At 70.4% G+C, this 22,337-nt stretch carries 14 protein-coding genes; 10 read left to right on the forward strand and 4 right to left on the reverse strand.

Going from position 1 to position 22,337, the window contains the following annotated elements; translation table 11 throughout:
- Window positions 1-610: 610 nt before the first annotated feature.
- Together ACGFIS_RS19890 and ACGFIS_RS19895 are read right to left on the reverse strand one after the other, a co-directional pair.
- Window positions 611-1,636, reverse strand: coding sequence for a hypothetical protein (locus ACGFIS_RS19890; protein ID WP_392972025.1), 1,026 nt, complete (start codon window positions 1,634-1,636; stop codon window positions 611-613).
- 49 nt (window positions 1,637-1,685) lie between these two features.
- Window positions 1,686-2,138 carry a hypothetical protein gene (locus tag ACGFIS_RS19895; RefSeq protein WP_392972027.1) on the reverse strand — a complete coding sequence of 151 codons (453 nt, stop codon included), beginning with the start codon at window positions 2,136-2,138 and terminating at the stop codon, window positions 1,686-1,688.
- Window positions 2,139-2,532: 394 nt separating this feature from the next.
- Between ACGFIS_RS19895 and ACGFIS_RS19900 the strand changes: the two genes are divergently transcribed.
- From ACGFIS_RS19900 to ACGFIS_RS19910, 3 genes are read left to right on the forward strand one after another with little or no spacing between them, the layout of a single operon-like run.
- Window positions 2,533-4,206 (forward strand): Mu transposase C-terminal domain-containing protein, encoded by a 1,674-nt coding sequence (locus tag ACGFIS_RS19900; protein WP_392972029.1) that lies wholly within the window; start codon window positions 2,533-2,535, stop codon window positions 4,204-4,206.
- A gap of 2 nt (window positions 4,207-4,208) precedes the next feature.
- A complete protein-coding gene (locus ACGFIS_RS19905) occupies window positions 4,209-5,120 on the forward strand; it encodes a TniB family NTP-binding protein (protein ID WP_392972145.1) in 912 nt (303 codons plus the stop codon).
- Window positions 5,117-6,370: a TniQ family protein gene (locus ACGFIS_RS19910; RefSeq protein WP_392972031.1), complete on the forward strand. Its 1,254-nt coding sequence runs from the start codon at window positions 5,117-5,119 to the stop codon at window positions 6,368-6,370. Before ACGFIS_RS19905 ends, ACGFIS_RS19910 begins: the two co-directional genes overlap by 4 nt.
- Window positions 6,371-6,561: 191 nt before the next feature.
- Here the strand turns inward: ACGFIS_RS19910 and ACGFIS_RS19915 are convergent, their stop codons facing one another.
- Window positions 6,562-8,004: a hypothetical protein gene (locus ACGFIS_RS19915; protein ID WP_392972033.1), complete on the reverse strand. Its 1,443-nt coding sequence runs from the start codon at window positions 8,002-8,004 to the stop codon at window positions 6,562-6,564.
- 295 nt (window positions 8,005-8,299) lie between these two features.
- On the opposite strand from ACGFIS_RS19915, the gene ACGFIS_RS19920 reads away from it, so the two are divergent.
- Both ACGFIS_RS19920 and ACGFIS_RS19925 read left to right on the forward strand, forming a co-directional pair.
- Window positions 8,300-9,226: a hypothetical protein gene (locus tag ACGFIS_RS19920; RefSeq protein ID WP_392972035.1), complete on the forward strand. Its 927-nt coding sequence runs from the start codon at window positions 8,300-8,302 to the stop codon at window positions 9,224-9,226.
- Window positions 9,223-10,188, forward strand: a complete 966-nt coding sequence (locus ACGFIS_RS19925; protein ID WP_392972037.1) for a tyrosine-type recombinase/integrase — start codon at window positions 9,223-9,225, stop codon at window positions 10,186-10,188. Before ACGFIS_RS19920 ends, ACGFIS_RS19925 begins: the two co-directional genes overlap by 4 nt.
- A 55-nt stretch (window positions 10,189-10,243) precedes the next feature.
- Here ACGFIS_RS19925 and ACGFIS_RS19930 read toward each other — a convergent pair whose 3' ends face one another.
- Window positions 10,244-10,945, reverse strand: a complete 702-nt coding sequence (locus ACGFIS_RS19930) for an Imm1 family immunity protein (RefSeq protein WP_392972039.1) — start codon at window positions 10,943-10,945, stop codon at window positions 10,244-10,246.
- A gap of 444 nt (window positions 10,946-11,389) precedes the next feature.
- On the opposite strand from ACGFIS_RS19930, the gene ACGFIS_RS19935 reads away from it, so the two are divergent.
- The 5 genes from ACGFIS_RS19935 to ACGFIS_RS19955 all read left to right on the forward strand — a co-directional run bounded on the left by ACGFIS_RS19935 (window position 11,390) and on the right by ACGFIS_RS19955 (window position 22,265).
- Window positions 11,390-11,965: a recombinase family protein gene (locus ACGFIS_RS19935; RefSeq protein ID WP_392972041.1), complete on the forward strand. Its 576-nt coding sequence runs from the start codon at window positions 11,390-11,392 to the stop codon at window positions 11,963-11,965.
- A 211-nt stretch (window positions 11,966-12,176) separates the two neighbouring features.
- Complete coding sequence (locus ACGFIS_RS19940) at window positions 12,177-16,025, forward strand: PglY protein (protein ID WP_392972043.1); 3,849 nt, start codon at window positions 12,177-12,179, stop codon at window positions 16,023-16,025.
- Window positions 16,022-18,832: a BREX-2 system phosphatase PglZ gene (pglZ, locus tag ACGFIS_RS19945; protein WP_392972045.1), complete on the forward strand. Its 2,811-nt coding sequence runs from the start codon at window positions 16,022-16,024 to the stop codon at window positions 18,830-18,832. The genes ACGFIS_RS19940 and pglZ overlap by 4 nt, the downstream gene beginning before the upstream one ends.
- Window positions 18,829-20,175 carry a BREX system ATP-binding protein BrxD gene (gene brxD / locus ACGFIS_RS19950; protein WP_392907946.1) on the forward strand — a complete coding sequence of 449 codons (1,347 nt, stop codon included), beginning with the start codon at window positions 18,829-18,831 and terminating at the stop codon, window positions 20,173-20,175. The genes pglZ and brxD overlap by 4 nt, the downstream gene beginning before the upstream one ends.
- Window positions 20,172-22,265: a DEAD/DEAH box helicase gene (locus tag ACGFIS_RS19955; protein ID WP_392907944.1), complete on the forward strand. Its 2,094-nt coding sequence runs from the start codon at window positions 20,172-20,174 to the stop codon at window positions 22,263-22,265. The genes brxD and ACGFIS_RS19955 overlap by 4 nt, the downstream gene beginning before the upstream one ends.
- Window positions 22,266-22,337: the final 72 nt, after the last annotated feature.

The following is a 22,337-nucleotide window of genomic DNA, read 5'->3' on the forward strand; positions in this document are numbered from 1 at the left end:
CTCTCCCGAGGGGTACCGGTGGTTTCTTCCCATCCGCCGCGCTCTGGACGGCAACGAGTTCCGCACCGACCATAACGGGGCCCGGCGGACAGTGCATGGCGCGAGCGTGGTCGATGCGTTCCGCAGGACGCCCGAGGGGGTGGACTTTGGTCGCGCCCACGGACGAGCACACCGATCGAGGGCGTTCGCGGCCCCGGAGCGCCCCATCTGGCGATTCCTCGCGTCCCCCCTTGGTCGGCCCTGGTTCTCGCGCCCCGCCGTTCCCGCCGGGGCCGGGGGAGCCGTCCCCCGGTTGCGTCAGCCGCAGGTCAGGGCCACCAGCCTTTGAGGTAGCGGTGAGGTAGCCGCCGCCGTCCAGGGATCAGTGGAGTCGATCCAGGCGCGTTACCTGAGCGCGCTCGGCGTCGTCGGGCGCCCGGTCGGTGCGGTTGATCCGTCGGAGTTCCCGGACCGGATCACCGAGTTGGCGTGGAACGACCTGGCGGCGAGGTGCCGCTGCCGCCCGCCGCGGCGATGACCAAGGACGGTCGGGTGCGTCGCTACCCGACCGTCCTTGCGAAAGATCGAGGGTTTGGGTGCGGGCCCGCAGCCCGCTGTCATTGCGACTCGGTTATCCGCCGCTGGTCTGGGTCGCTTCCGCGAGTGCCGCGGTCCGCTTGGCCACCTGTTTTTTCAAGGGGGCGAGGGTAGCGGTGTGCTTCGCAATCGCGGCCTTCTGGTAGCCCTTCTCGATAGCGGTCAAGGTGGGAACGTACTCCACGTGTTTCTGGCAGGCGACGTCGGCGACTGCTGTCTCGATCTCTGCTTTCGCTACGGGCTGATTGAGATCGAAGGCGGCAGCGGCCTTCAGCGGACTGGTGTAGCGGTCATGGCCCTTGTCGGTCATGCACTGCCGCCATGCGTCGTTCGCCTTGAGTGCCCTGGAATCCTGAACGGTCTTAAGGAAAGCCTTCTGGTTCAGCTCTGCTGCGATCTGATTGGCCTTCGCCACCTGCCGTGTCTGGGAGGTGAACAGCAGCTTGCGATCGGTCTGGCCAGCGCATCCCCCAGGCGGAATCGCTTTGCCGTGGTAGTCGCCGGGTGAGTCCTTCTGCGCCTGCGTATCGGGCGTCTTTCCCACGGAAGCCGAGGCCGACGGCTTCCGGGTTCCGGTGAACACCCGGTACTTGTCCGGCGACATCGCCATTGGTGAGCTGTCGGACTCGTCACCGCTGTCAGCGGACCCTGTGGTCGGCTGCGGGGGCAGATGGTAGCCGAATCTGCTCGCGGCGACCGGGTCGCTGATTCCGTAGCGGCGGCTGTTGTTGACGGCGAACGACGCGGCGATGACCTCCGCCCGGTCAGTGTAGTGCGGAAGATAGGAAAGCCCGAACGCCTTCATGCAGTTGCGGTTCATGATGTTCCGCTGGTTGTGGAGCTGTGCCTGCTGGGCTCCACTGAGGTGATAGACGTCCAGCGGCATCGCGCTGCTGCGGACCGACGGTGTGTAGACCGTGGTGGTGGTGGGCTGCTCGGAGGAGCCTGCTGAGGCGGGGGTATCCGCCCCTGCCACGACGAAAGCGGCCGCTAGTGCGGTCGCGGCCGCGGTGCCGCCTCCGGCGATCAGAACTGCACGTCGCGACATCATGTTCGGCAAGGCTTCTCCTTTGTTGTCGCAGGGGATGGGGCTCGGCGGCGGTGGCCTGTCAGCACAGGTTGCCTCTCGACGTGGACGCCTCGTTGTTCCTGAGGTAGCCGTTGAGGTTCCCCCATGAGCCTCCGCTGACCCAGGTGAAGTTGCCCGTGTAGTTCGGGTAGACCCAGACTGTCATGCCCTTGCAGTCGATGGCGGCCATCGACGCTGCGTTGTTGCGGATGTAGGTGTTCCACCCGGCGCAACTGCCGTCCCCACCTTGCGAGCAGTGGGCGAAGGTCCATTGACCGAGGTTGGGTGCTCTGTAGTTAAAGCTCCACACCGCATTGTTGCTTCCGAACCATGCGTTGGGGCTGTAGAAGATGCAGTAGGTCCCTCCTCCCTTGCATTGCGCGCCAGAGCCGGCTGTGACATTCCAGCCGGTAGCTTCCGCCGGAGTCGCCAGTGACGCTAAGGCCGTGAAGCCCGCCGCAGAAGCCACTGCCACGGACGTCAGTCGGGTCATGTTCTTGATCCATGGACGAAGCAAGCGACTCCACTCCCTTCGATCGGGGATATGCGGGTGAACGCATACTTGACATCGCTACATGAGAGCGGGGACAGATGAGGCGATGCACGTAGGACCCGTGGCCCTGCATAGCGTTATCGCCAAATCACCCTTCGAGGGCTCTCCATGCTGCTCGAATGAATGTCTCCCAAGGGATGTTCCATCGCAAGATCGCACATTTTGCTTTCTTGGGAGATATGCGTCACACTTGTCGATTCCCGTAGTCGTGTGCACTGGCTTCGTGGGGTTTTGTGGCTGATTGCAGCGGACTTCGAGTAGTCCTGATTCCCGTACTCCTGTGCACTACTGTCGATCTTCGTTCGTACTCCTGTGCACTGGCGGTGAGGTCGGCGTGGTCGATGAATCAGCGGGTGTCGCTGAGCGGGGTGTGCTGACGGCTTCTGCGGAGGACTGGGCGGTGGCGGTCCGCCGAGCCGAGGTGATCGGCCGTTTGGCGCGGGAGCCGCGGATCCCGGTGGCCGTTGCGGATGAGGCGGCTGCCGAGCTCGGGATTGGTCGGCGTCAGGTGTATGTCCTGGTGAAACGGTGGCGGTCGGGTTCGGGGGTGGCGTCGGACCTGCTTGCGCGCCGGTCGAGCGGCGGGCGGGGCCGGGGGCGGCTGCCGGCGGAGGTTGAGGCGCTGCTGCTGGAGGTGATCCGGTCCCGGTACCTGTCCCGGCAGCGTCGGACGGTGAGCGCGGTCTACAAGGAGGTCGTGCGGCAGTGCCGGGCCCGGGGGCTGCAGGTGCCGTCGCGGGGGACGTTGGAGCGGCGGATCGGACAGTTGGATCCGGTGGTGTCGGTGACGGTCCGCCACGGCGCGGATGCGGCACGGACGCTCAGGTCGGCGGGCGGGGAGCCGCCGCTGATCGAGGGTCTGCTGGAGCAGGTGCAGGTCGACCACACGGTCGTGGATCTGGAGATCGTGGACGAGCGGCATCGGCTGCCGATCGGCCGCCCGTACGTCACGGCCGCGATCGACGTGGCGTCCCGTTGCGTGGTGGGCCTGGTGGTGACGCTGGAGGCGCCGTCGGCGTTGTCGGTGGGGTTGTGCCTGGCGCACATGGCTTGTGACAAGCGGCCGTGGTTGGAACGGCTCGGGGTGAGCGGCGCCTGGCCGATGTCGGGTAAGCCGCGCGAGGTGTTCACCGACAACGCCGCCGAGTTCAAGAGCGAGGCGCTGCAGCGGGGCTGCGACCAGCACGGGATCAAGCAGTCCTACCGGCCGCCGGGGCAGCCGCATTTCGGCGGGATCATCGAGCGGCTCATCGGGACGATGATGGAAATGGTGCATGACCTGCCGGGCACCACGTTCTCCCATCCCGCAGAGCGCGGCGACTATGACAGCCAGGCGGCCGCGGTGCTGACGTTGGCGGAGCTGAACAAGTGGCTGGCGCTGGCGGTAATGGTCTACCACGGCGAGGTGCACAGCACGCTGAAGCAGACCCCGGCGGGACGGTGGGAGCAGGGCGTCGCCGAGGCGGGGCGTCCGGCGACGGTCGCGAACGAGACGGCGTTCCTGGTCGACTTCCTGCCGGTGGAGCGCCGGACGCTGACCCGCACAGGCTTCACCCTTGATCACGTCCAGTACTTCAGCGACGCGCTCAAGCCGTGGATCGCCCGCCGCGGGGAGCTGGAGAAGTTCGTCCTGCGGCGCGACCCGCGCGACATCTCGCGGATCTGGGCGCTGGACCCCGACGGCACCTCCTATCTGCAGGTGCCCTACCGGACGTTGTCGCGGCCGCCGATCAGCCTGTGGGAGCAGAAGGCGGCGGTCGCCCGGCTGCGGGAGCTGGGCCGGGACCAGGTGGATGAGAACGCGCTGTTTGCGATGGTGGAGCAGATGCGGCAGATCACCGAGGACGCTGCCGGAAAGACCCGCGCCTCGCGCAGGTCCCGCCGCGCCGTGGAGCGCCGGTCGGCGATCCCGGCCCGGACGACGCCGCCGACCCTGACTCCGCCGCCCGCTCACGACAGTGGGACCGTGGTGCCGGCGGTGCCCTTCGAGGTGATCGAGCAGTGGTGACGGTGGCAGAGGTCGCCGACCCCGAGGACCTGTCGCACCTGCACCAGGTCGCACGGCGGGTGGCGCGGCTGCCGTCGCCCGAGCGGCTGAGGTATGTGCGGGCGGACCGGTGGATCGGTTATACCCGCGCCGCCCAGGCCTTGGCCGAGCTGGAGGAGCTGTTCACGTGGCCGGAGCGGCAGCGGATGCCGAACCTGCTGCTGATCGGGTCGACGAACAACGGCAAGTCGATGATCATCGAGAAGTTCCGGCGATCCCACCCGGTGGTATCCCATGCCGATCGGGAGGAGATCCCGGTGCTGGTGGTGCAGATGCCGTCCGACCCGCAGGTCGCCCGTTTCTACACCGCGCTGCTGACCGCGCTGGGTGCTCCGCTGCGGGCGGGGATGAAGCTGCCGGTGCTGGAGCAGCTGGCGCTGCGGCTGCTCCGCGAGGCAGGGGTGCGCACTCTGGTGATCGACGAACTCCACAACGTCCTGGCCGGGCGGGGCGATGTGCGGCGCGAGTTCCTCAACCTGCTGCGGTTCCTGGGCAACGAGCTGAAGATCCCTCTGGTCGGAGTCGGCACCCGCGAGGCCTACCTGGCGGTCCGCTCCGACGACCAGCTGGAGAACCGGTTCGCCCCGTTCGTGCTGCCGCGCTGGCAGGCCGATGAGGAGGCGTGCTCGCTGCTGGCCAGCTTCGCCGCCTCGTACCCGCTGCGGCGGCCGTCGCCGATCGCGACCGCCGACATGGCCGAGTACCTGCTGACCCGGACCGAGGGCACGATCGGGGAGCTCGCCTCGCTGCTGACCGAGACCGCGATCGCGGCGATCGAGTCCGGCGAAGAAGCCATCAACCAGCGGACCCTGCTCATGGCGGCCTACGCCGGACCGACCGAGCGCCGGCGCATGTTCGAACGCGAACTCCTGTGACAGGCGCCCCGGGCCGCCGGTGGCCGCTGCACCCGCAGCCCGGCGTGGGCGAGTCGCTGTCGTCGTGGCTGTCCCGGCTCGCCGCGCTCTACAGCATGTCGGTCGTGCAGCTGCTGGAGAACACCGCCGGTCCGGCCTCGGCCCTGGCGCGCAGAGCGTTCGACGACGACCTCGACTGGGATCCGCCCGCCGAGCTCTTGCACGCCCTGGCCGAACGGACCGGCACGGCCTTGGGTGACCTGCGGATGATGACCATCGCCGGTTGGGTGCCCTGGCTGGCCGACACCCTCGACCCCGACTACGGCCCCGAGGCCTTCCACACCTACGCCCGGCAGGACTCGGTCCTGTTGCGGCAAGGCGAGGCCGGCATCAACGTCGTCGACCGGTGGCGGCCCTGGATCCCGGTGCACCGCGGCCGCCGCACCGTTGGCCGCCTCTGCCCGGTCTGCACGACCGACCCTTCGCGCGGCACTCCGCTGACGGCCACGCTCCCGCTGATGCTCAGCTGCCCAGAACACCGCTGCCGCCTGGAGGACGGCAGCACGGTGGCCCTCGCCCCGGCGCTGGACCGGCCGCTTCCGCATCGGACGGCGCCCGAACATGTCCTCGACCTGGACCGCCTCACCCAAGAGGGACTGGCCACCGGCACGGTCACGCTGCCCCGCCGGACCGTGCACCTCGGGGTGTGGCTCCGGTTGCTGCGTACCCTGCTGGATGAGATCAGCATCTCCACCTCCCGGGTCCGCCAGCACTCGGTCGCCGCGCTCGATTTGATCTGGACCACCGCAGGGCTCCCTCCGCGCGCGGGCCTGAAGGTCTGGCGGCCCTACGAGAAACTCGATCCCGAACGCCAGGAAGCCATGCTCGAAGCCACTGCCTGCGCGCTGAACCTCATCCAGACCGGGACGATCCTCGCGCGAGGCACGCTCGGCCCGCTGCTGACCTCCCTGCCCTACCAGCCGGTCGACGCCGGCACCCCGCCCCACCAACCCGCCCGCGACCTCCACCAGCAGCCGAGCACCCCGCAGGTCGACATGGAGGCAGCCCTCAACGATGTCTTCGAAGCCGCCAAAACCGACCAAGCCACCGCGCAGTGGATCCTGCAGTGCCTCACCTGGCGGCTCCGCAGCCCTAAATCCTTCGAACGCGAACGCGAGGAACTGATCAACGTGTGTGGCATACCGGCGAAGTTCCTCCCCGAAGCCCACGAATGGGATTTCAGCCGACCCGGCCCCTTCGGGCCCCTGTGACAGGCGGCAACCCCCACCCCCGTCCAGGGAGGTCCGTGAGGATCGGAACGGATCTTGGTCGTAGCGGGCTGTCTTCGGTGCAGGTGTTCGTGGTTGTGCCTTTCATTGGCCCCGCGTCAGGGGTTGATGGCCTGACGTCACCCTGGCCTGCTTGCACCGCTGCCCGACTGGCAAGCCGAACTTCCGCTGTTTTACTGCGGAGCGACCTTGAACTCCCGGAAGAGGTCGGCGAAGAAGGCCTGGAGAACTTCCCGTGCGGCGTCGCGATGGTCCAGCTCCACGTTGCCGAAGCGGAAGACCTCATACCCGGAGAGCTTGAGGTCGCGGTCGCCGCGCACCGTCCGCGCGTACTCCTTGCGGTCTGCTCTGGCGTTTCTCCAGCCGTCGGCGGTCTGGGCGGAGCTGTAGTGCTGGATGCCGTCGACTTCCAGGACCACGCGGTGCCCGCCGGGTAGCAGGAGCAGAAAGTCCATGCGGTGGTGCGTCATCGCCGCGTCGCCGCGAGACTGGATCGTCTTGGGATCCCAGTGCACCCAGGCTTCGGGCAGAAGGGCGGGCAGGTCGGGGATGTCCCGGGCGTGCAGGTCGTGGTAGAGATCGAAGAGGTTCTCTTGCGCTGGGTACCGCTTCTTCTTCCCATCGACTAGGCGCGCCGGCAGGCAATCCTTGAGTCGCTGGTACAGCGCCTTCTTCGCCTGGGTGTCGTCGGTGATCTGGCGGGTGTCCTTCCACCAGGCGTGCAGGTCGCGCCAGCGGAGCCCGTCCCCGTCGATCGGTCGGTCGTAGAACAGCACAGCGTCGCGCGAGTTGAGGATCTCGATGTCCAGGTCCAGCGCGTCTCCGATGCGGATGTCGGGCTTGGACAGTGAGGCGAAGATCAGGGCCCGTGGCGGTCGGCTGCGCCTCGCGCACGTTCCCACCAGGGTGAACACCGGGTAGCCCTCAGCGTTCCCGGTCTCGCGCAGCTCGGCTCCCACGTCTCCCAGCGGGGGGTTGAGGATCTCGACCAGGCGTCGTTGCGAGTGCACCTCGGGGGTGACGTCCGCGGAGACCAGCGCGACCAGGAACCGGGCGAACCTCGGGTGAGGAGCCTTCAGCGCTCCCAGCCGCTCGAACAGCTCCACAACGCTCCAGTCACCGGGGTTGCGGAACACGTGCTGGTCGATCTGTGCCCGCAGGCTCGTGTCGTCGTTGAACAGGAAGCTCAAAGGCGCGGTATCGAGGACCCAGAAGCGGTCCAGCAGCATCCGGAACCGGTCGCCCTGCTCGATGAGGTCCTGCAGCCGCGGTTCCAGGGCTTGTGCGATCTCCCGCCGGGTGCGCAGAGGAGTCTCTGGAATCTGCTGCCCCGCCCACAGCCCGTCCTGGATGGCGTTGCGGGTCTTCGCGTCCAGCGGGTGGTCTTCCAGGCCGAGGATCTGTTCAGCGACGGCTGGCAGGCGCTCGTTCGGCAGGGCTGCGAAGCACTGCTCGAACCGCTTGCGTTTCGTAGCGCCTTCTTCGCGTGCCAGCACCGGCAGCCCGAGGCGCTCGCACGCTTCATCGAGATACTCGTGCGTGTGGCCCGTCACGTACGCCTCTGCGGGCCCTTGGAGATCTCGCCGCAGCTTCACCAGGTCCGCTTCACCTGCCATCCGACGAGTCTGACGCAGACATGCCGAACCGGCCGCAGAAATCGACACCTTTGCTTCTCATTGCAACTTTTGCCGCCGAAGACCTATTGGCGGCGCGTCCAAGCCCGGCGCAGTCGAGGGAGATCTGATGTACGCGATAATGGACTATTATCACGTACATGAGCGCTGAACGATCCCCGGCGAGCTGGGAATCCACGCCGCCGGCCGATGCGCGACTCGGACACGTTATCCGGTACATCATCGATCCGGCTGCGGCGGGCCCGGCCGCTCCACCGGTCTCGTCGGGCGGCGAGGCGTGAGCGCGAACGGCACCTCCGCAGACGACGACCACGAGGCCGCCGTCCTGCTCCTGTCCATGGCGCTGGTGGAGATCCGGCATCTGGCCGGGTCCGCGCGCCGCGAGACCGGAGAGGCGACACCGGAGGAGGACCTGGACCGCATCCGGTTCCTCGCCAACCTCGTGCACAACCTGCCGCGGGTGACGCAGCCTCCGGTTCACCGGCCGTCACGGCGGAACGCACCGCTGAAGGCTCGGGAGCGGGCGATGCTCGAACGCCCCATGAGCTACACCTGGAACACCGCCGGCCCGGAAGGGCGCGCCTGGATCACCGCACGGCTCGATAGCGCCGACCGTCCCTGGACACCTCCACCACCCCTGCCTACCGCACCCACGAGTCCGCCGGCGCTCACGTGGAGCCAGCGTCTCGCGCTGCCTGGCCGGTGGCCGGTTCAGCCGCCGGACGGCCTGCCCCCCCTGCCTCGGCAAGCGCACGTCCTGAAGGAGTTGGACAGCGAGGCGGTCCTGGATCTGTTCGCCGAGGCCAGCCAGCTCAGGCTCGGTCTTGGTACGGGTGGGCCCTGGCTTCGCGCACACCTGGCCAAGGACGGTCCCCACTACCTCGTCCCTGATCCGGCGAGTTACTACTGGCCCGGCAACTCAGACGGCGCAGGCGGCAAGATCGGCTGGTGGCAATGCACCGCCCTGCTCCAGATGTCCGACGGAGCGCAGGTCACCAGCATGCTCGCCGTTCTCCCCGAGACCTTCACCGCGCTGCCCTCCACCCTCGCGCGGCGCAAGCAGCGACGGCTTCTCCACCTCGCCCGAGCCACCTCGCGCGACACCTATCTGTGGGGCCGCGACCACAAGGCCGACTGCGGACCCACGACGTGCGGGTTCACACCGGAAGAGACCGCCGAATCGAGAGAACCTGATCCATCGTGACCGGCGCGGACTCCCATTCGAAGATCACGGCGCTGCGGGGCAGCGATATCACTCTCGCCAGCGCGGCGGATGAGTTCCTCGGCACGCACCGGGTCGCCAACCCCAACACCCACCGCGCCTACGCCTCGGCGATCGACCGCACCATCGCCACGGTCGGCGGCCGCGACCGGCTCCTGGCCGACGTCACCGACACCGAGATCGGCGACGCGCTCACCACTCTGTGGGGCAGCTGCGCGCCGGCGACCTGGAATCGCAACCGCGCCGCGGTCGCCTCCTGGCTCACCTGGTGCACCAGCAAGAAGAGATGGACTGCCCCGTCGGTGCCGGCCGACGCCGAACGCCGCCGTGAGAACGTCGACCACACCAAGGCCGTCGCCAAGACCCGCCTGGAACGGCTGCTGTCACGCCGCGACCTTCCGCTGCGCGACAAGACGCTCTACCGGATGCTGTATGAGACCGCCGCCCGCGCCGCCGAGATCCTGTCCCTCAACGTCGAAGACCTGGACCTGGAGAACCGGCGCGCCCCTCTGCGTTCTAAGGGCGGCGACACCGAATGGGTCTACTGGGACGCCGGCACCGCCCGGCTCCTACCCCGCCTGCTTCGCCTGCCCGACGGTCATTCCGACGGGCCCGTCCGTACTCGAGGACCGCTGTTCCTCGCCGACCGCAAGCCCGTCCCCGCACGCCGACCCGGGCCCGAACACATCTGCCCGCACACCGGACGGCCCCGCCTCGGCTACGACCGCGTCCGCGTCCTCATGGACCAACAGATCGGCCTCGACCCCCAACAGCTCCGACACTCGGCCGCCACCCACCTCGGCGAACAGAAGGTCCCGCTCCAGCTCATCATGGCCAAGACCCGCCACAAAAACCCGCGCACCGCCATGCGCTACACCCGCCCCGGCGGCGAAGCCGTCGCAGAAGTCACCGGCTTCCTCGCACCGCCCCGCCGCACACACTGACCAGCGCCGTCTCGCAATCGAGCGTTTCTGAGAACGGTTGAAGAGGCGAAGAGAGCTATCCGGTGGGCGGGGATGGAGCCTCGGGTTCGGGTTGTGCAGCCCATGGGTCTTTGCAGCCGCTCCAGGGGTCCTCGCCGTCGCTGGGGTCACGGTCAGTGGTCTTGTGCACGAGCCGGGGCATATCCAGGCGGTGGCCAGCCCATTCACCTGGGGTCCAGTCGATGCAGGTGGGACGCTGGCCGGTGCGAGTGCGGCAGAACTCCTCGACGGCGGCGCGGATCTGGGCGACCGGCAGGGTGCTGTTGGGGTAGTGGTAGCTGGGCAGCCACGGGTCGGCGAAGACGCTGGGATCGGTGCGCGGCGGATCAGGGTTATCCGACAGCCACAGGTGATCGGCGACCTCAGGATCGACCGGCACCACGGTGTCGGCGGAGACCATCCACCGCAGAGCGCCGTAGCCGGTGCGCGCGTTGATCGTGACGTCCAGGCTGCTGTCCCACCGGTCCCGATGCGGAACCCGGTGCGGGGCGCTCAGCATGAAGGACGCCTGGGTACCGCCGTAGGGCAGGGTCGCCGCGGTGAGGCTCATGGTCGCGGCCAGGAGGTGGGCGGGCACGCGGCCGTCGCCGACCGGCTCCGGTGCGGGACGCCCGATATCCGGCCGGTTCTCGGCCACCTCGTCGAGCAGCCGTTCGGCCTGCGGCCACGACAGGCCGAAGGAGCATGACTGCCGCAGGGAGGCGTTGAGGATCAACACGACCTGTTCATCTTCGAGCGATCCGCCGGGTCTCGAACCGGTTCCCCCGCACGGTGCAACGCACCAGGACCCGCCAGGTTCATGCGAGCACTCTAATCCTGATCGACGACGTTCCCGGTGCTGCGGCGCTGGAGGCGAGCCTGGGAACCTCACGACGTTCTGGGCGATGGCGCCGTGCTGGTGCAGAGCACTTCGGAAATCTGTGCAATCGACTTCGGAAACCGACAACACTGGTTCCGGTTGGCTGAGTCGAGAGGACGATGAGCAGGTCAGTCGGGTGGTTCGCCAAGCATTCGGGCGTTCGTCTAACGGGTCTTTGGTGAACACATGTGAGGTGGACGCTGGTGATGTAGTCGTGTCCGCTTCGGGTGTTCATTTTGTCGTTCATTTTCCGCTATCGTTCGCCTTCCCTGCACCTCACGTACGAAAGAGAAGGCGGTCGCTGTGGCGCTCATCGGTCTCGTCCGAGTCGGCACCGATAAGCAGAAGACCCAGAGGCAGCGCAGCGCCCTCGACCCGATCTGCCTGAAGGTGTTCGAGGAGCAGGCCAACGGGAAGCTCGCCGCCGAGGACCGGCCAGCGTTGCTGGACGCGCTGTCCCACATCCGCGACGGCGACATGCTGACCGTCCAGGAGGTCGACCGCCTCGGCCGCAACCTCCTCGAAGGGTTGATCGTCTTCAACGACCTGTTCCAGCGAGGTATCGCCGTCAAGGTGCTGGAGGGCATGGCCGCCGGCGAGCACACCGAGCGTTCTCTGATCCTGGAACTCGCCTTCGCCTTGTCGGAGGACCGACGCCGCGACATCGTCCGCAAGACCAGTGACGGCCTGGAGGTGGCCCGCCGGCGCGGCCGACTCGGCGGGCGGCCTCCGGTGGTCGACGACGACATGCGGGCCATGATCCTGGCCCGCCGCCGACGTGGTGAATCCATACGCACCATCGCGGCGGGGGTCAGGGTGTCGGTCGGCGTCGTTCACAAGACCCTGACCGAAGCCGAACGGGAACAGCGACGGCGCTGATCACGAAGGTCCCGGTGTGGCCGTGGTTCCCCCGGGCGGGCTGTTCTCGGCGGTCGCCGTGTTCCTTGTCATGGGGAACGCCGAGCATGGGGACGGCGAAGTGGTGCGAAAGCGCGAATGCGGTGGAGGCGGCGCCTCCGGGCCCCGCGCGGGACTATCTTTGGGGCCGCGGCAGGGGTGTGCGCGCAGGTGTGGCGAGGGGAGTCGACGGGTGGCGGAGCGGGCGGCGGAACTGTACCTGCGGGACGTCCTGGACATCCCCGAAGAGGTTCTCGCCGGTGACTACAAGGTCGAGCTGACCGGCGGGTTCGACGAGGCCCAGCAGCGCATCGACGAGTACGTCGTCACCGAGCAGCTCAGGCAGGCGTTCGGCGAGTCGCTGAACCTGGTGAAGGCGTCGGTGCGGTCCGGCACGTCGAACGCCGCCTACCTGCACGGGTCGTTCGGCTCCGGCAAGAGCCACTTCATGACCGTGCTGCACGCGCTGCTGGAGAGCCATCCGGCGGCGCGGCGCAAGGCGGAGTTCCAGGAGCTCGTCGCCGAGCACGACGACTGGCTGCGCGACCAGAAGTTCATGATGGTGCCGTTCCACCTGGTGGGCGTCACCGACCTGGACTCGGCGCTCCTCGGCGGCTACGCGGCTGAGGCGCGGCGGCTCGGCCTGCCCAGCCCGCCCGTCCACCGGTCCGACGCCATGCTGCGGGACGCGCGCAGGCAGCGCGGCTTCCTCGCCGACGACGCCAGGTTCGCCCAATGGCTCGGCGGCTCCGCGCCCGCCCCGGCGGACCCCGACGACGACCTGCCCAACCTCGACCTGGGCGGCGCGTCCGGTCCCTCATGGAGCAGCGGCGACCTCGACCGCGCGTTCGACGCGCCGCCCGGCGACCCGCTGCGCACCGCCCTGGAGTCGGCGCTGCTCGACGGCCCGTTCTCCACCTACGCCTACGGCGCGCGCGGTGCGGCCGAGACCTACCTGCCGCTGGAGAACGGCCTGGCGGTGATGAGCCGGCACGCCCGCCAGCACGGCTACACCGGGCTGATCCTCTTCCTGGACGAGCTGATCCTGTGGCTGCAGGCCCACATGTCCAACCAGGAGAAGGTGAACAACGAGGTCAGCAAGCTGGTCAAGCTGATCGAGTCCGGCGACAGCGACCGCCCGGTGCCGATCGTGTCGTTCATCTCCCGGCAGCGGAACCTGTCCCAGCTCGTCGGCGAGGACGTCGTCGGCGCCGACGTCAAGAACCTCGAGGCGGCGGTGCAGTACCTCGCCGGGCGGTTCAAGGTCGTCAACCTGGAGGACCGCAACCTCCCCGAGATCATCAAGAAGCGGATCCTGCGTCCGAAGGCGGGCATGGAGACCGCCCTGGACGAGGCGTTCGCGAAGGTCGAGTCCTACAACGCGGCCGTCAAGGACGCGCTGCTGGACGCGCACGGCGCCACCCAGGCCGACTGGAACGACTTCCGCGACGTCTACCCCCTGTCGCCGGCGCTGCTGAACGTGCTCGTCGCCCTGTCGGGGGCGCTGCAGCGGGAACGCACCGGCCTGAAACTGCTCAACACGATGCTGTCGCGGCGGCGCGACGACCTGCGGCTCGGCGACCTCATCCCGCTCGGCGACCTGTGGGACGTCCTCGGCCACGACGTCGGCGAGGCGTTCACCGACCACCTCAAGCAGGAGGCCGACACCGCCCGGCACTTCCACGCCAAGGTCCGCGCGCACCTGCGGGAGAAGTACGGCTCCGAGGACCACAAGGACTTCCGCGCCGACGAAAGGATCGTCAAGACGCTGATCCTGTCCGCGCTGGCGCCCGACGTGTCCGCGCTCAGCCGCCTCACCGGAGCGCGGCTCGCCGCCCTCAACCAGGGCTCCATCCAGTCGCGGCTGAGCACGCCCGGCAGCGTCGTCGGCAACCGGCTCCGCGAACTGATCGCCGCCGGGTTCGGCGAGATCCGCGCCGACGGCGACCGCGACCCGGTGTTCACCCTGCACCTGTCCGACCTGGACGTCGAGCCGCTGCTGGAGCAGGTCGGCGAGCAGGACAACCTGGGCGCCCGCCGCATCTGGGTGAAGAACCGGCTGTGGGAGCTGCTCGGCGTCGCCGACACCGGCGCGTTCGTCTCCGAACGCGACATCGTGTGGCGGGGCAGCAGGCGCACGGTCGAGTTCGTCTTCGAGAACGTCCGCGACCCGGCCGCCCTTCCCGACGACCAGTTCAGGCCGTCGGTGGAGGGACGCATCCGGTTCGTCGTGGACTACCCCTTCGACGTGCCCGGCAAGTACCCGAGCGACGACGCCGGGCGGGTCGACGAGCTGCGCCGGGGCGGCTTCGAGGCCGACACGCTCGTCTGGCTGCCCGACCACCTGTCCACGCAGAAGGCCGCCCAGCTCGGGCGGCTGCTGAAGATTCGGTACCTGCTGGAACGCGACCGGCTCGACGACTACGCCTCGCACCTGGCCTCCGACCAGCGCATCCGCGTCCGCCACCAGTTGCAGGCCCAGGCCGACAACCTCGCCTCGCAGCTCACCGCCCTGCTGCAGCAGCTCTACGGCATCTCCGGCGGCGACGACGGCAACGTGGCCGCCGAGGTCCACGACGGGCAGCACATCCTGTCGGTGCGGCCCGGCCACGACCGGCCGCGGCTCCAGGGCGGCGCCGGGTTCGAGTACAACATGCTGGCGCTGGCCGACGGCCTGTACTCGCGCATCTACCCCAAGCACCCCGACCTCGACCTGACGCACACGCGCAAGGCCGTCACCATCGGGGAGCTGAAGACCGTCCTGTCCTGGATCACCAGGGCGATGGAGGACCGCTCCGGCCGGACGGTCGTCGACCGCGACAAGCTCGGCCTGCTCAAGCGGATCGTGCACCCCCTGGAACTCGGCGAGGTCCACGACGGGCCGCTGAACGTGTCCTTCGAATGGCGGCGGCGGATCGACCAGCTCGCCGTCCGCAACGGCCGGGCCGGCGGCGACTACCCCGTCGAGGAGATCCGCCAGTGGATCGCCGAGTACGGCTGGACCGGCCTCGACAAGCCCGTCTCCAACCTCATCATCGCCGTCTACGCGCTCCTCGCCGACCGCGACTGGGTGCTCAACGGGGGCAGGCCCGAGCAGTTCCCCGGCCTGGAGGCGGTCGGGAGCGGCTGGGCCCTGCGGGACCAGCCCAAACCGTCCGAGCAGCAGTACGCCGCGGCGCGGTCGCGTGCCGCCGCCGTCTTCGGCGTCCACGTCCCCGAGACCCTGTCCGGGCGCAACGTCCGCAACCTGGCCGAGCAGATCCGGGAGCAGACGCGGGACCTGGAGGCGCCCGTCAACGACGTGCGCAGGGCCCTGGAGGCCCACGCCACGGTCCTCGGCATCCCGGACCCTGGCACGCCGCGGCGCCGCACCGCCCGGCACGCCGCCGACCTGCTGGCCCGGCTGTCGGCCGTCCGCGACCAGAACACCCCCCTCGTCCAGGCGCTCGCGGACGCCGACTACGACGTCACCGACCAGGTGCTCGGATCCGCGCTGGTCTCCGCCCCGGCCGTGCTCCGCGCCCTCGACGCGGTCCAGTGGAACGTGCTGGAAGGCGTCGCCGGATTCGCCGGAGGCGGCGACTCCATCAGCGGGCGGGCCGAACGGCTCGTCCGGGACCTCGCCGGGGCCGCGCGGGCCGACGAGTTCGTCCAGAGCCTCCCGCCCGTGCTGGAGGCGGCGAGCGAACAGGCCGTCGCACTGCTCACCGAGGCGACCCGCCGGCCGATCGTCGATCCCCAGCCGCCCGGTCCGACGGGCGAGCCGGGTGCGGGCGCAGGCGAGGGCGCGGGCGCAGGCGGGGGTGCGGGCCAGGTCAGCCTGACCGACCACGGCGACCCGGCCGTCTCGTCCGGATCCGATGCCGGCGTCCGCGACCACGGACGCCGCCGCATCGAACCGGCCCGGCTCGAACAGACCCTCGAACAGGCCGTCGCGGGCATCGCCGCTGAGATCCGGGCGTTCGCCGAGGCCAACCCGGGCGTGCCCGTCGACATCGCCTGGCGGCCCGCCGACGGCACCGGCGCGGGGACCGGCGAATGAGCACGCCCCCCCTGATCGACCGGCGGGTGCTGGAGGCGCTGCTCGACATCGAACTGCCCAGGCGCGGCGCCGGAGACACCGCCCGGCTCGTCGTCGTCCACGGCCGGTACCGGGACGGCGCGCCCGCCGAGTTCGGCATCCGGTTCGGGGAGCGGCAGCGCCGCGTCCGGGTGAGCGACCAGACGTCCGTCCTCGGCATCGTCGACGCGTGGGAGCGCCACACGGCCGGGACGGGCGACGGCTCCGACGCCATCCTCGTCATCACCACCGGGGTCGACGACCATCAGCTCGGCGCCGACCTGCGGGCCCACGCACTCGGCCGCCGGGCGCTCAGCGTCGACCGCGCGGAGATCGTCAAGCAGCGGTTCGGCGCCGCCGACCTCGACCCGCGCATCCGCCAGGAACCCTGGCTGATCGACGCGCTGCTGGACGCCGAACCTGCCGACGGCTGGCGCGTCCACCCCGCGGGGGAGCCATGGCGGCGCAGCGGGGGATCGGTGCTGACCCGGGACACCGCCGTCCGCGCACTGGTCGGGGCGCGGCTTGAGCCGTCCGGTGCGCTGCCCGGCGGCGGGGACGCCTCCGGGTACCGCGACCTGGACGTCGACTCGCTGCTCGCCTGGTCCCGCGTTCCGGGTGCGGCCCTGCGCTTCGCCGAACTGGCGGCCGACGAGCGGGCGGGCATCACTGCGTGGCTGCGGCGATACGTCGGGGACGCCGCCGCCGTCCTGCTCGCGCTCGTCGAGTCGGGCAAGGGCGAGGACGCGATGGCCCTCGGCGTCGTGGCCTCCGTACTCACCGACGCGGCGCGGACGCCCGACGCGGCGCTCGCGATCGGCGGCCTCTTCGCCGGCGTCACCCACGACACCGCCGACCTGCGGGCGTTCGCGTCCGCCGTCCAGGGCACCCTCGCCCGCTGGATCGGCGAAGCCGGGTCCGAACGGCGCGGGCACGAGACCGCGCGCGAGCGGGTCATGGCGGTGCTCGACCGCGCCGACGACCTCGCCCGCGCCGCGGGACTCGGGCAGGCCGCGGCGGAGCATCCCTTCCTGCCGTCCGGACTGGACGGGCGGCTGCGCGCCTTCGCCTCCGCGCTCACCGAATCGCCGCGGGCCGCGGGCGAGGCGCTGAACGCCGTCCTGGACCACCGGCTGGCCGAACTGTTCGCCGACCGCTGCGGCGTCGCGGTGATGGCCGCCCGCCTGCGCCGGTGGCTCGACGCGCCCGGCTCCTCCGGCGTCGGCCCTTCAGTCGTCGGCTCCGTGGCCGGCGGTGTGGCCGGGCAGATGCGCGACGGGGGATGGGTCGACCGGGCGCTCACCGTGCTGTGGGGCGGCGACCCGGGCAACGATCCCGTACTCGGCCGCGCCTACCGGGACACCTACGAGAGCGCGGTGCGGCGCCGGGCGTCGCTCGACGAGGCGTTCGCCGCCCGGCTCGAAGACTGGGCAGCCGCCGCGGCCGCCGAAGCCCCCGGCGGGGCGCTCCTCGCGGAATCGGTGCTGGAGGAGATCGTGCTGCCGCTGGCCCGCGAGGCGGCGCCGCTCGTGCTCGTCCTCGACGGCATGAGCGCCTCCGTCGCCGCGCAACTCGGCGAGGAACTCGCCCGCGGCGGGCGATGGCTGGAGATCACCGCCGTGCCCGGCGCGCGGCGCGGCGCCGTCTCGATGATCCCCTCGGTGACGCGGGTGAGTCGCGCGTCCCTGCTCTGCGGGGCCGCGACGTCCGGTGGGCAGACCTCCGAGAGCGCGGGCTTCGCCGACTTCTGGAAACGCCGCCGCAGGGAGGCCGCGCTGTTCCACAAGGCCGCCATCGCGGGCGGGCCCGGACAGCGGCTCGCCCAGCCGCTGCTCGACGCGCTGGCGGGCGACGCCGTCGTCGGCGCCGTCCTCAACACCATCGACGACGCCCTCGACCACGACCGGGAAGGCGACCGGACGGGGTGGCGGACGTCCGACATCACCTTCCTGACCGACCTGCTGAACGCCGCCCGCGACTACAAGCGTCCCGTCGTGCTCGTCTCCGACCACGGGCACGTCCTCGAACGCGGCGGAAGGGAACCGGCACCGGCGCCCGATGCCGGGTCGGCGCGCTGGCGGACCGGCGAGCCGGGCGACGGCGAGATCGAACTGGCCGGGCCCCGGGTGCTGGAGGGCGGCGGCCGGGTCGTCGTCCCCTGGCGCGAGGACATCCGGTACACCCCGCGCAAGGCCGGCTACCACGGCGGCGCGAGCCTCGCCGAGATGACCGTTCCCGTGCTCGTCTTCATCCCGTCCGCCGACCTGGTGCCCAAGGGCTGGTCGATCCTGCCGCCGGAGCAGACCGTCCCCCGGTGGTGGACGGGGCGGGACGAGCCCGAGACCGCGGCGCCCGAGCCTCCCGCGCGGGCCGTCCCACGGCCGGGGACGCGGACCGCGCCGACGCAGAAGGAGGCGCTCTTCACGGTGGGGGAGGCCGCTACCGCCCCGGCGGCCCCCGCCGCGCCCGACACCCTCGGAACCCGCGTCACCCGCTCACCCGTGTACGCGGGGCAGCGCAAGTACTTGCGCAAGGCCCCCGACGGCCGGCAGGTCGCCGCAATCATCGACGCCCTCGCCGACGCCGGGGGCCGCCTGTCGTCCGCCGCCGTCGGGGCCGCCGCGGCCGCGGCCGGGGGACGGGCCCCGCGCAACGCCGACCTGTTCATCACCGCCCTGCAACGCCTGCTCAACGTTGAGGGCTACCCAGTCCTCGGGCTGATCGACTCCGGCGCCACCGTCACACTGGAGACGGCACTGCTGCGCGAACAGTTCGGGGTGGACGAGTGACGGACGCACGGGCAACGGACGCACGGGCACCTGACACACGGGCGCAGGTCAGCGCCGTCCGCCGCCGGGAGGTCATCGACGCCCTGCGGCGCGGCACCGTCCCGCGCGCCGGGCTCGACCTGTTCGCCGTCGGCCTGGACCGGTTCGCGGGCGCGCTGGACGAGGACATCGCCGCCGTCGGCAAGGGCGGCTCGGCGTTCCGCGCCATCCGCGGCGAGTACGGCTCCGGCAAGACGTTCTTCGCCCGCTGGCTGGGGGAGCGCGCCAAACGCGCGGGGCTGGCCGTCGCCGAGATCCAGATCTCCGAGACCGAGACGCCGCTGCACCGGCTCGAAACCGTCTACCGGCGCCTCACCGAGCGGCTCACCACCGCCAGCCACCCCGCCGGGGCGCTGCGTCCGGTCATCGACCTGTGGTTCTACACCCTCGAAGAGGAAGTTCTCGACGCCGGTCAGGCCGCAGAGGACGACGCCGAAGGGCTCGCCCGCGCCGTCGACGTGCTGATGGAGCAGCGCCTCGCCGCCGTCGCCCGCACCACCCCCGCGTTCGCCGCCGCGTTGCGCGGCTACCGCAAGGCGTCCGAAACCGGCGACACCGCCACCGCCGAGGCGCTGATCGCCTGGCTCGGCGGGCAGAAATCGGTGGCCGCCGCGGCTGTGCGGCACGTCGCCGGCGTCCGCGGCGACCTCGACCACTACGGCGCGCTCGGCTTCCTCCAAGGGCTTCTCACCGTGCTGCGCGACTGCGGCCACCCCGGGCTGCTGGTCGTCCTCGACGAGATCGAGACGTTGCAGCGTGTGCGGAGCGACGTCCGTGAGAAGGGGCTGAACGCGCTGCGGCAACTGCTGGACGAGATCGACGGCGGCCGGTTCCCCGGACTGTTCCTCGTCATCACCGGCACCCCGGCGTTCTTCGACGGCCGCCAGGGCGTCCAGCGGCTCGCGCCGCTCGCCCAGCGTCTCGCCACCGACTTCACCACCGACGCCCGGTTCGACTCGCCTCGTGCCGTGCAGCTCCGCCTTACCGGCTTCGACCTGCCCAAGCTGGAGGAACTGGGGCGCGGCGTCCGTGACCTGTACGCCGCCGGGAGCACCGAGATCACCGCCCGCGTCGACGACGCCTACATCGCCGACCTCGCCGCCGCCGTCACCGGCGGCCTCGGCGGCAAGGTCGGCGTGGCGCCCCGCGTCTTCCTGCGCAAGCTCGTCGCCGACGTCCTCGACCGCGTCGCGGAGTTCCCCGACTTCGACCCGCGCCGCGACTACGCCCTCACGCTCTCTGCGGCGGAACTGACCGAGACCGAACGCAACGCCGCCGGGGACGTGCCCCTGGACCTGCCGTGACCGCGCCCGCCGACCGGCTCTCGCCGGTGCTTGTGCACCACATCGTCAACACCCTCGGCTGGCGGTCGCTGCGGCCGTTGCAGGAACGCGCCATCGGGCCGGTGCTCGACGGCGACGACGCCGTCCTGCTCGCCCCCACCGCGGGCGGCAAGACCGAGGCCGCGGCGTTCCCGCTGCTGTCGGCGATGGACGGAGGCGGCTGGACCGGCCTTTCGGTGCTGTACGTGTGCCCGTTGAAGGCCCTGCTCAACAACCTGCTGCCGCGCCTGGAGACCTACGCGGGCTGGGTCGGCCGCCGCGCCGCCCTCTGGCACGGAGACGTCCCCGCGACGGCCCGCCGCCGCATTCTCACCGACCCCCCGGACATCCTGCTCACCACCCCCGAATCGCTGGAGGCGATGCTGCTCAGCGTGAAGGTCGACCAGCACCGGCTCTTCGCCGACCTTCGCGCGATCGTCGTCGACGAGGTCCACGCCTTCGCCGGAGACGACCGCGGATGGCACCTCCTCGCCGTCCTCGAACGCCTGACGCGCCTGGCGGGGCGTCCCATCCAGCGCATCGGGCTGTCGGCCACGGTCGGCAACCCGGACGAGCTTCTGGCCTGGCTTCAGGGCACCAACCGCGGACCGGCACGCGTCGTCGCACCCGAAACGCCGACCGTCCAGGACAATGCCGTCGAACTGGACTATGTCGGCTCCGTCCCGAACGCCGCCACCGTCATCGCCTCCCTCCACCGGGGCGAGAAACGCCTCGTCTTCTGCGACTCCCGCCAGCTCGTCGAGGAACTCGGCGCCGCACTGCACGCCCGCGGCGTCACCACCTTCCTGTCGCACGCCTCCCTCTCACTCGACGAGCGGCGCCGCGCCGAGGAGGCGTTCGCCGACGCCCGCGACTGCGTCATCGTCTCGACCAGCACCCTCGAACTCGGCATCGACGTCGGCGACCTCGACCGCGTCATCCAGATCAACGCCCCGCCCACGGTCGCCGCGTTCCTGCAACGCCTCGGCCGGACCGGACGACGACCGGGCACCACGCGCAACTGCCTCTTCCTGACCCTCGACCAGGACTCCCTCCTGTCCGCGGCCGCCCTGACGCTGCTGTGGAGCCGCGGATACGTCGAACCGGTCCAGGCGCCCCCGGAACCGCGTCACATCGTCGCCCAGCAGTTCCTCGCCCTCTGCCTGCAAGAGCACAAGGTCGGGAACCGCCTGTGGGCCGAACACTGGAACGGCCTGGCGCCGTTCGACCGCAGCGCCGAACCGATCGTCCGCCACCTCGTCCAACACGGATACGTCGAGCAGGACGGCGAGTACCTGTTCATCGGCCCCGCCGCCGAGGAGAAGTTCGGCCGCCGCCACTTCATGGACATGACCGCCGTCTTCACCGCGCCGCCGGAGTTCACCGTCCTGTCCGGCCGCCAGGAGATCGGCCGGACCGACCCGATGCTCCTCACCGAGCGCGTCGAGGGACCCCGCGTCCTGCTCCTGGCCGGGCGCAGCTGGCAGGTCACCTGGGTCGACTGGAAACGCCGCCGCTGCTACGTCGAACCGTCCGACCGCCCCGGAAAGGCCCGCTGGTACGGCACTGCGTTCAGCGGGTCCAGCTTCGCCCTCACCCGCGCCTGCCGGGACGTCCTCCTCGGCGCCGACCCGCCCGTCACCATGACCGAACGGGCCGTCCGCTACCTCGCCAAGACCCGCGACGCCGCCACCTCCACCGTGCACCCCGGCGGCACCGTCATCACCCGCGACGGCGACGACGTCCGCTGGTGGAACTGGGCCGGCTACAAGGCCAACGCCGTCCTGGTCGCCACCCTCTCCGGCCTGACCGACGAGAAGCAGCGGTTCGAGGACGAGTGGGTACGCCTGCGCCCCGACCTCACCCGCGACATGTGGAAAGCCGGAACCGCCGACGCCGCCGACCGGCTCTGCCTCCCCGACATCGACGAACGCGCCCTGCGCGGCCTCAAGTTCAACGAGGCCCTCCCCACCCGCCTCGCCACCGCCACCCTCGCCGCCCGCCTCGCCGACCTGGACGCCGCCCTGACCGCCCTCACCGACCCCGTCCGCTTCACCGCCGAGCCAGGATGACCGAGGGGGCACTGACGACGCATCCGGCGGGTGTCCGTCCGCAGAATTGTTCTTACGACAATCTGATCGCCG

The organism is Spirillospora sp. NPDC048824 (assembly GCF_043198455.1).
Lineage (GTDB): Bacteria > Actinomycetota > Actinomycetes > Streptosporangiales > Streptosporangiaceae > Spirillospora.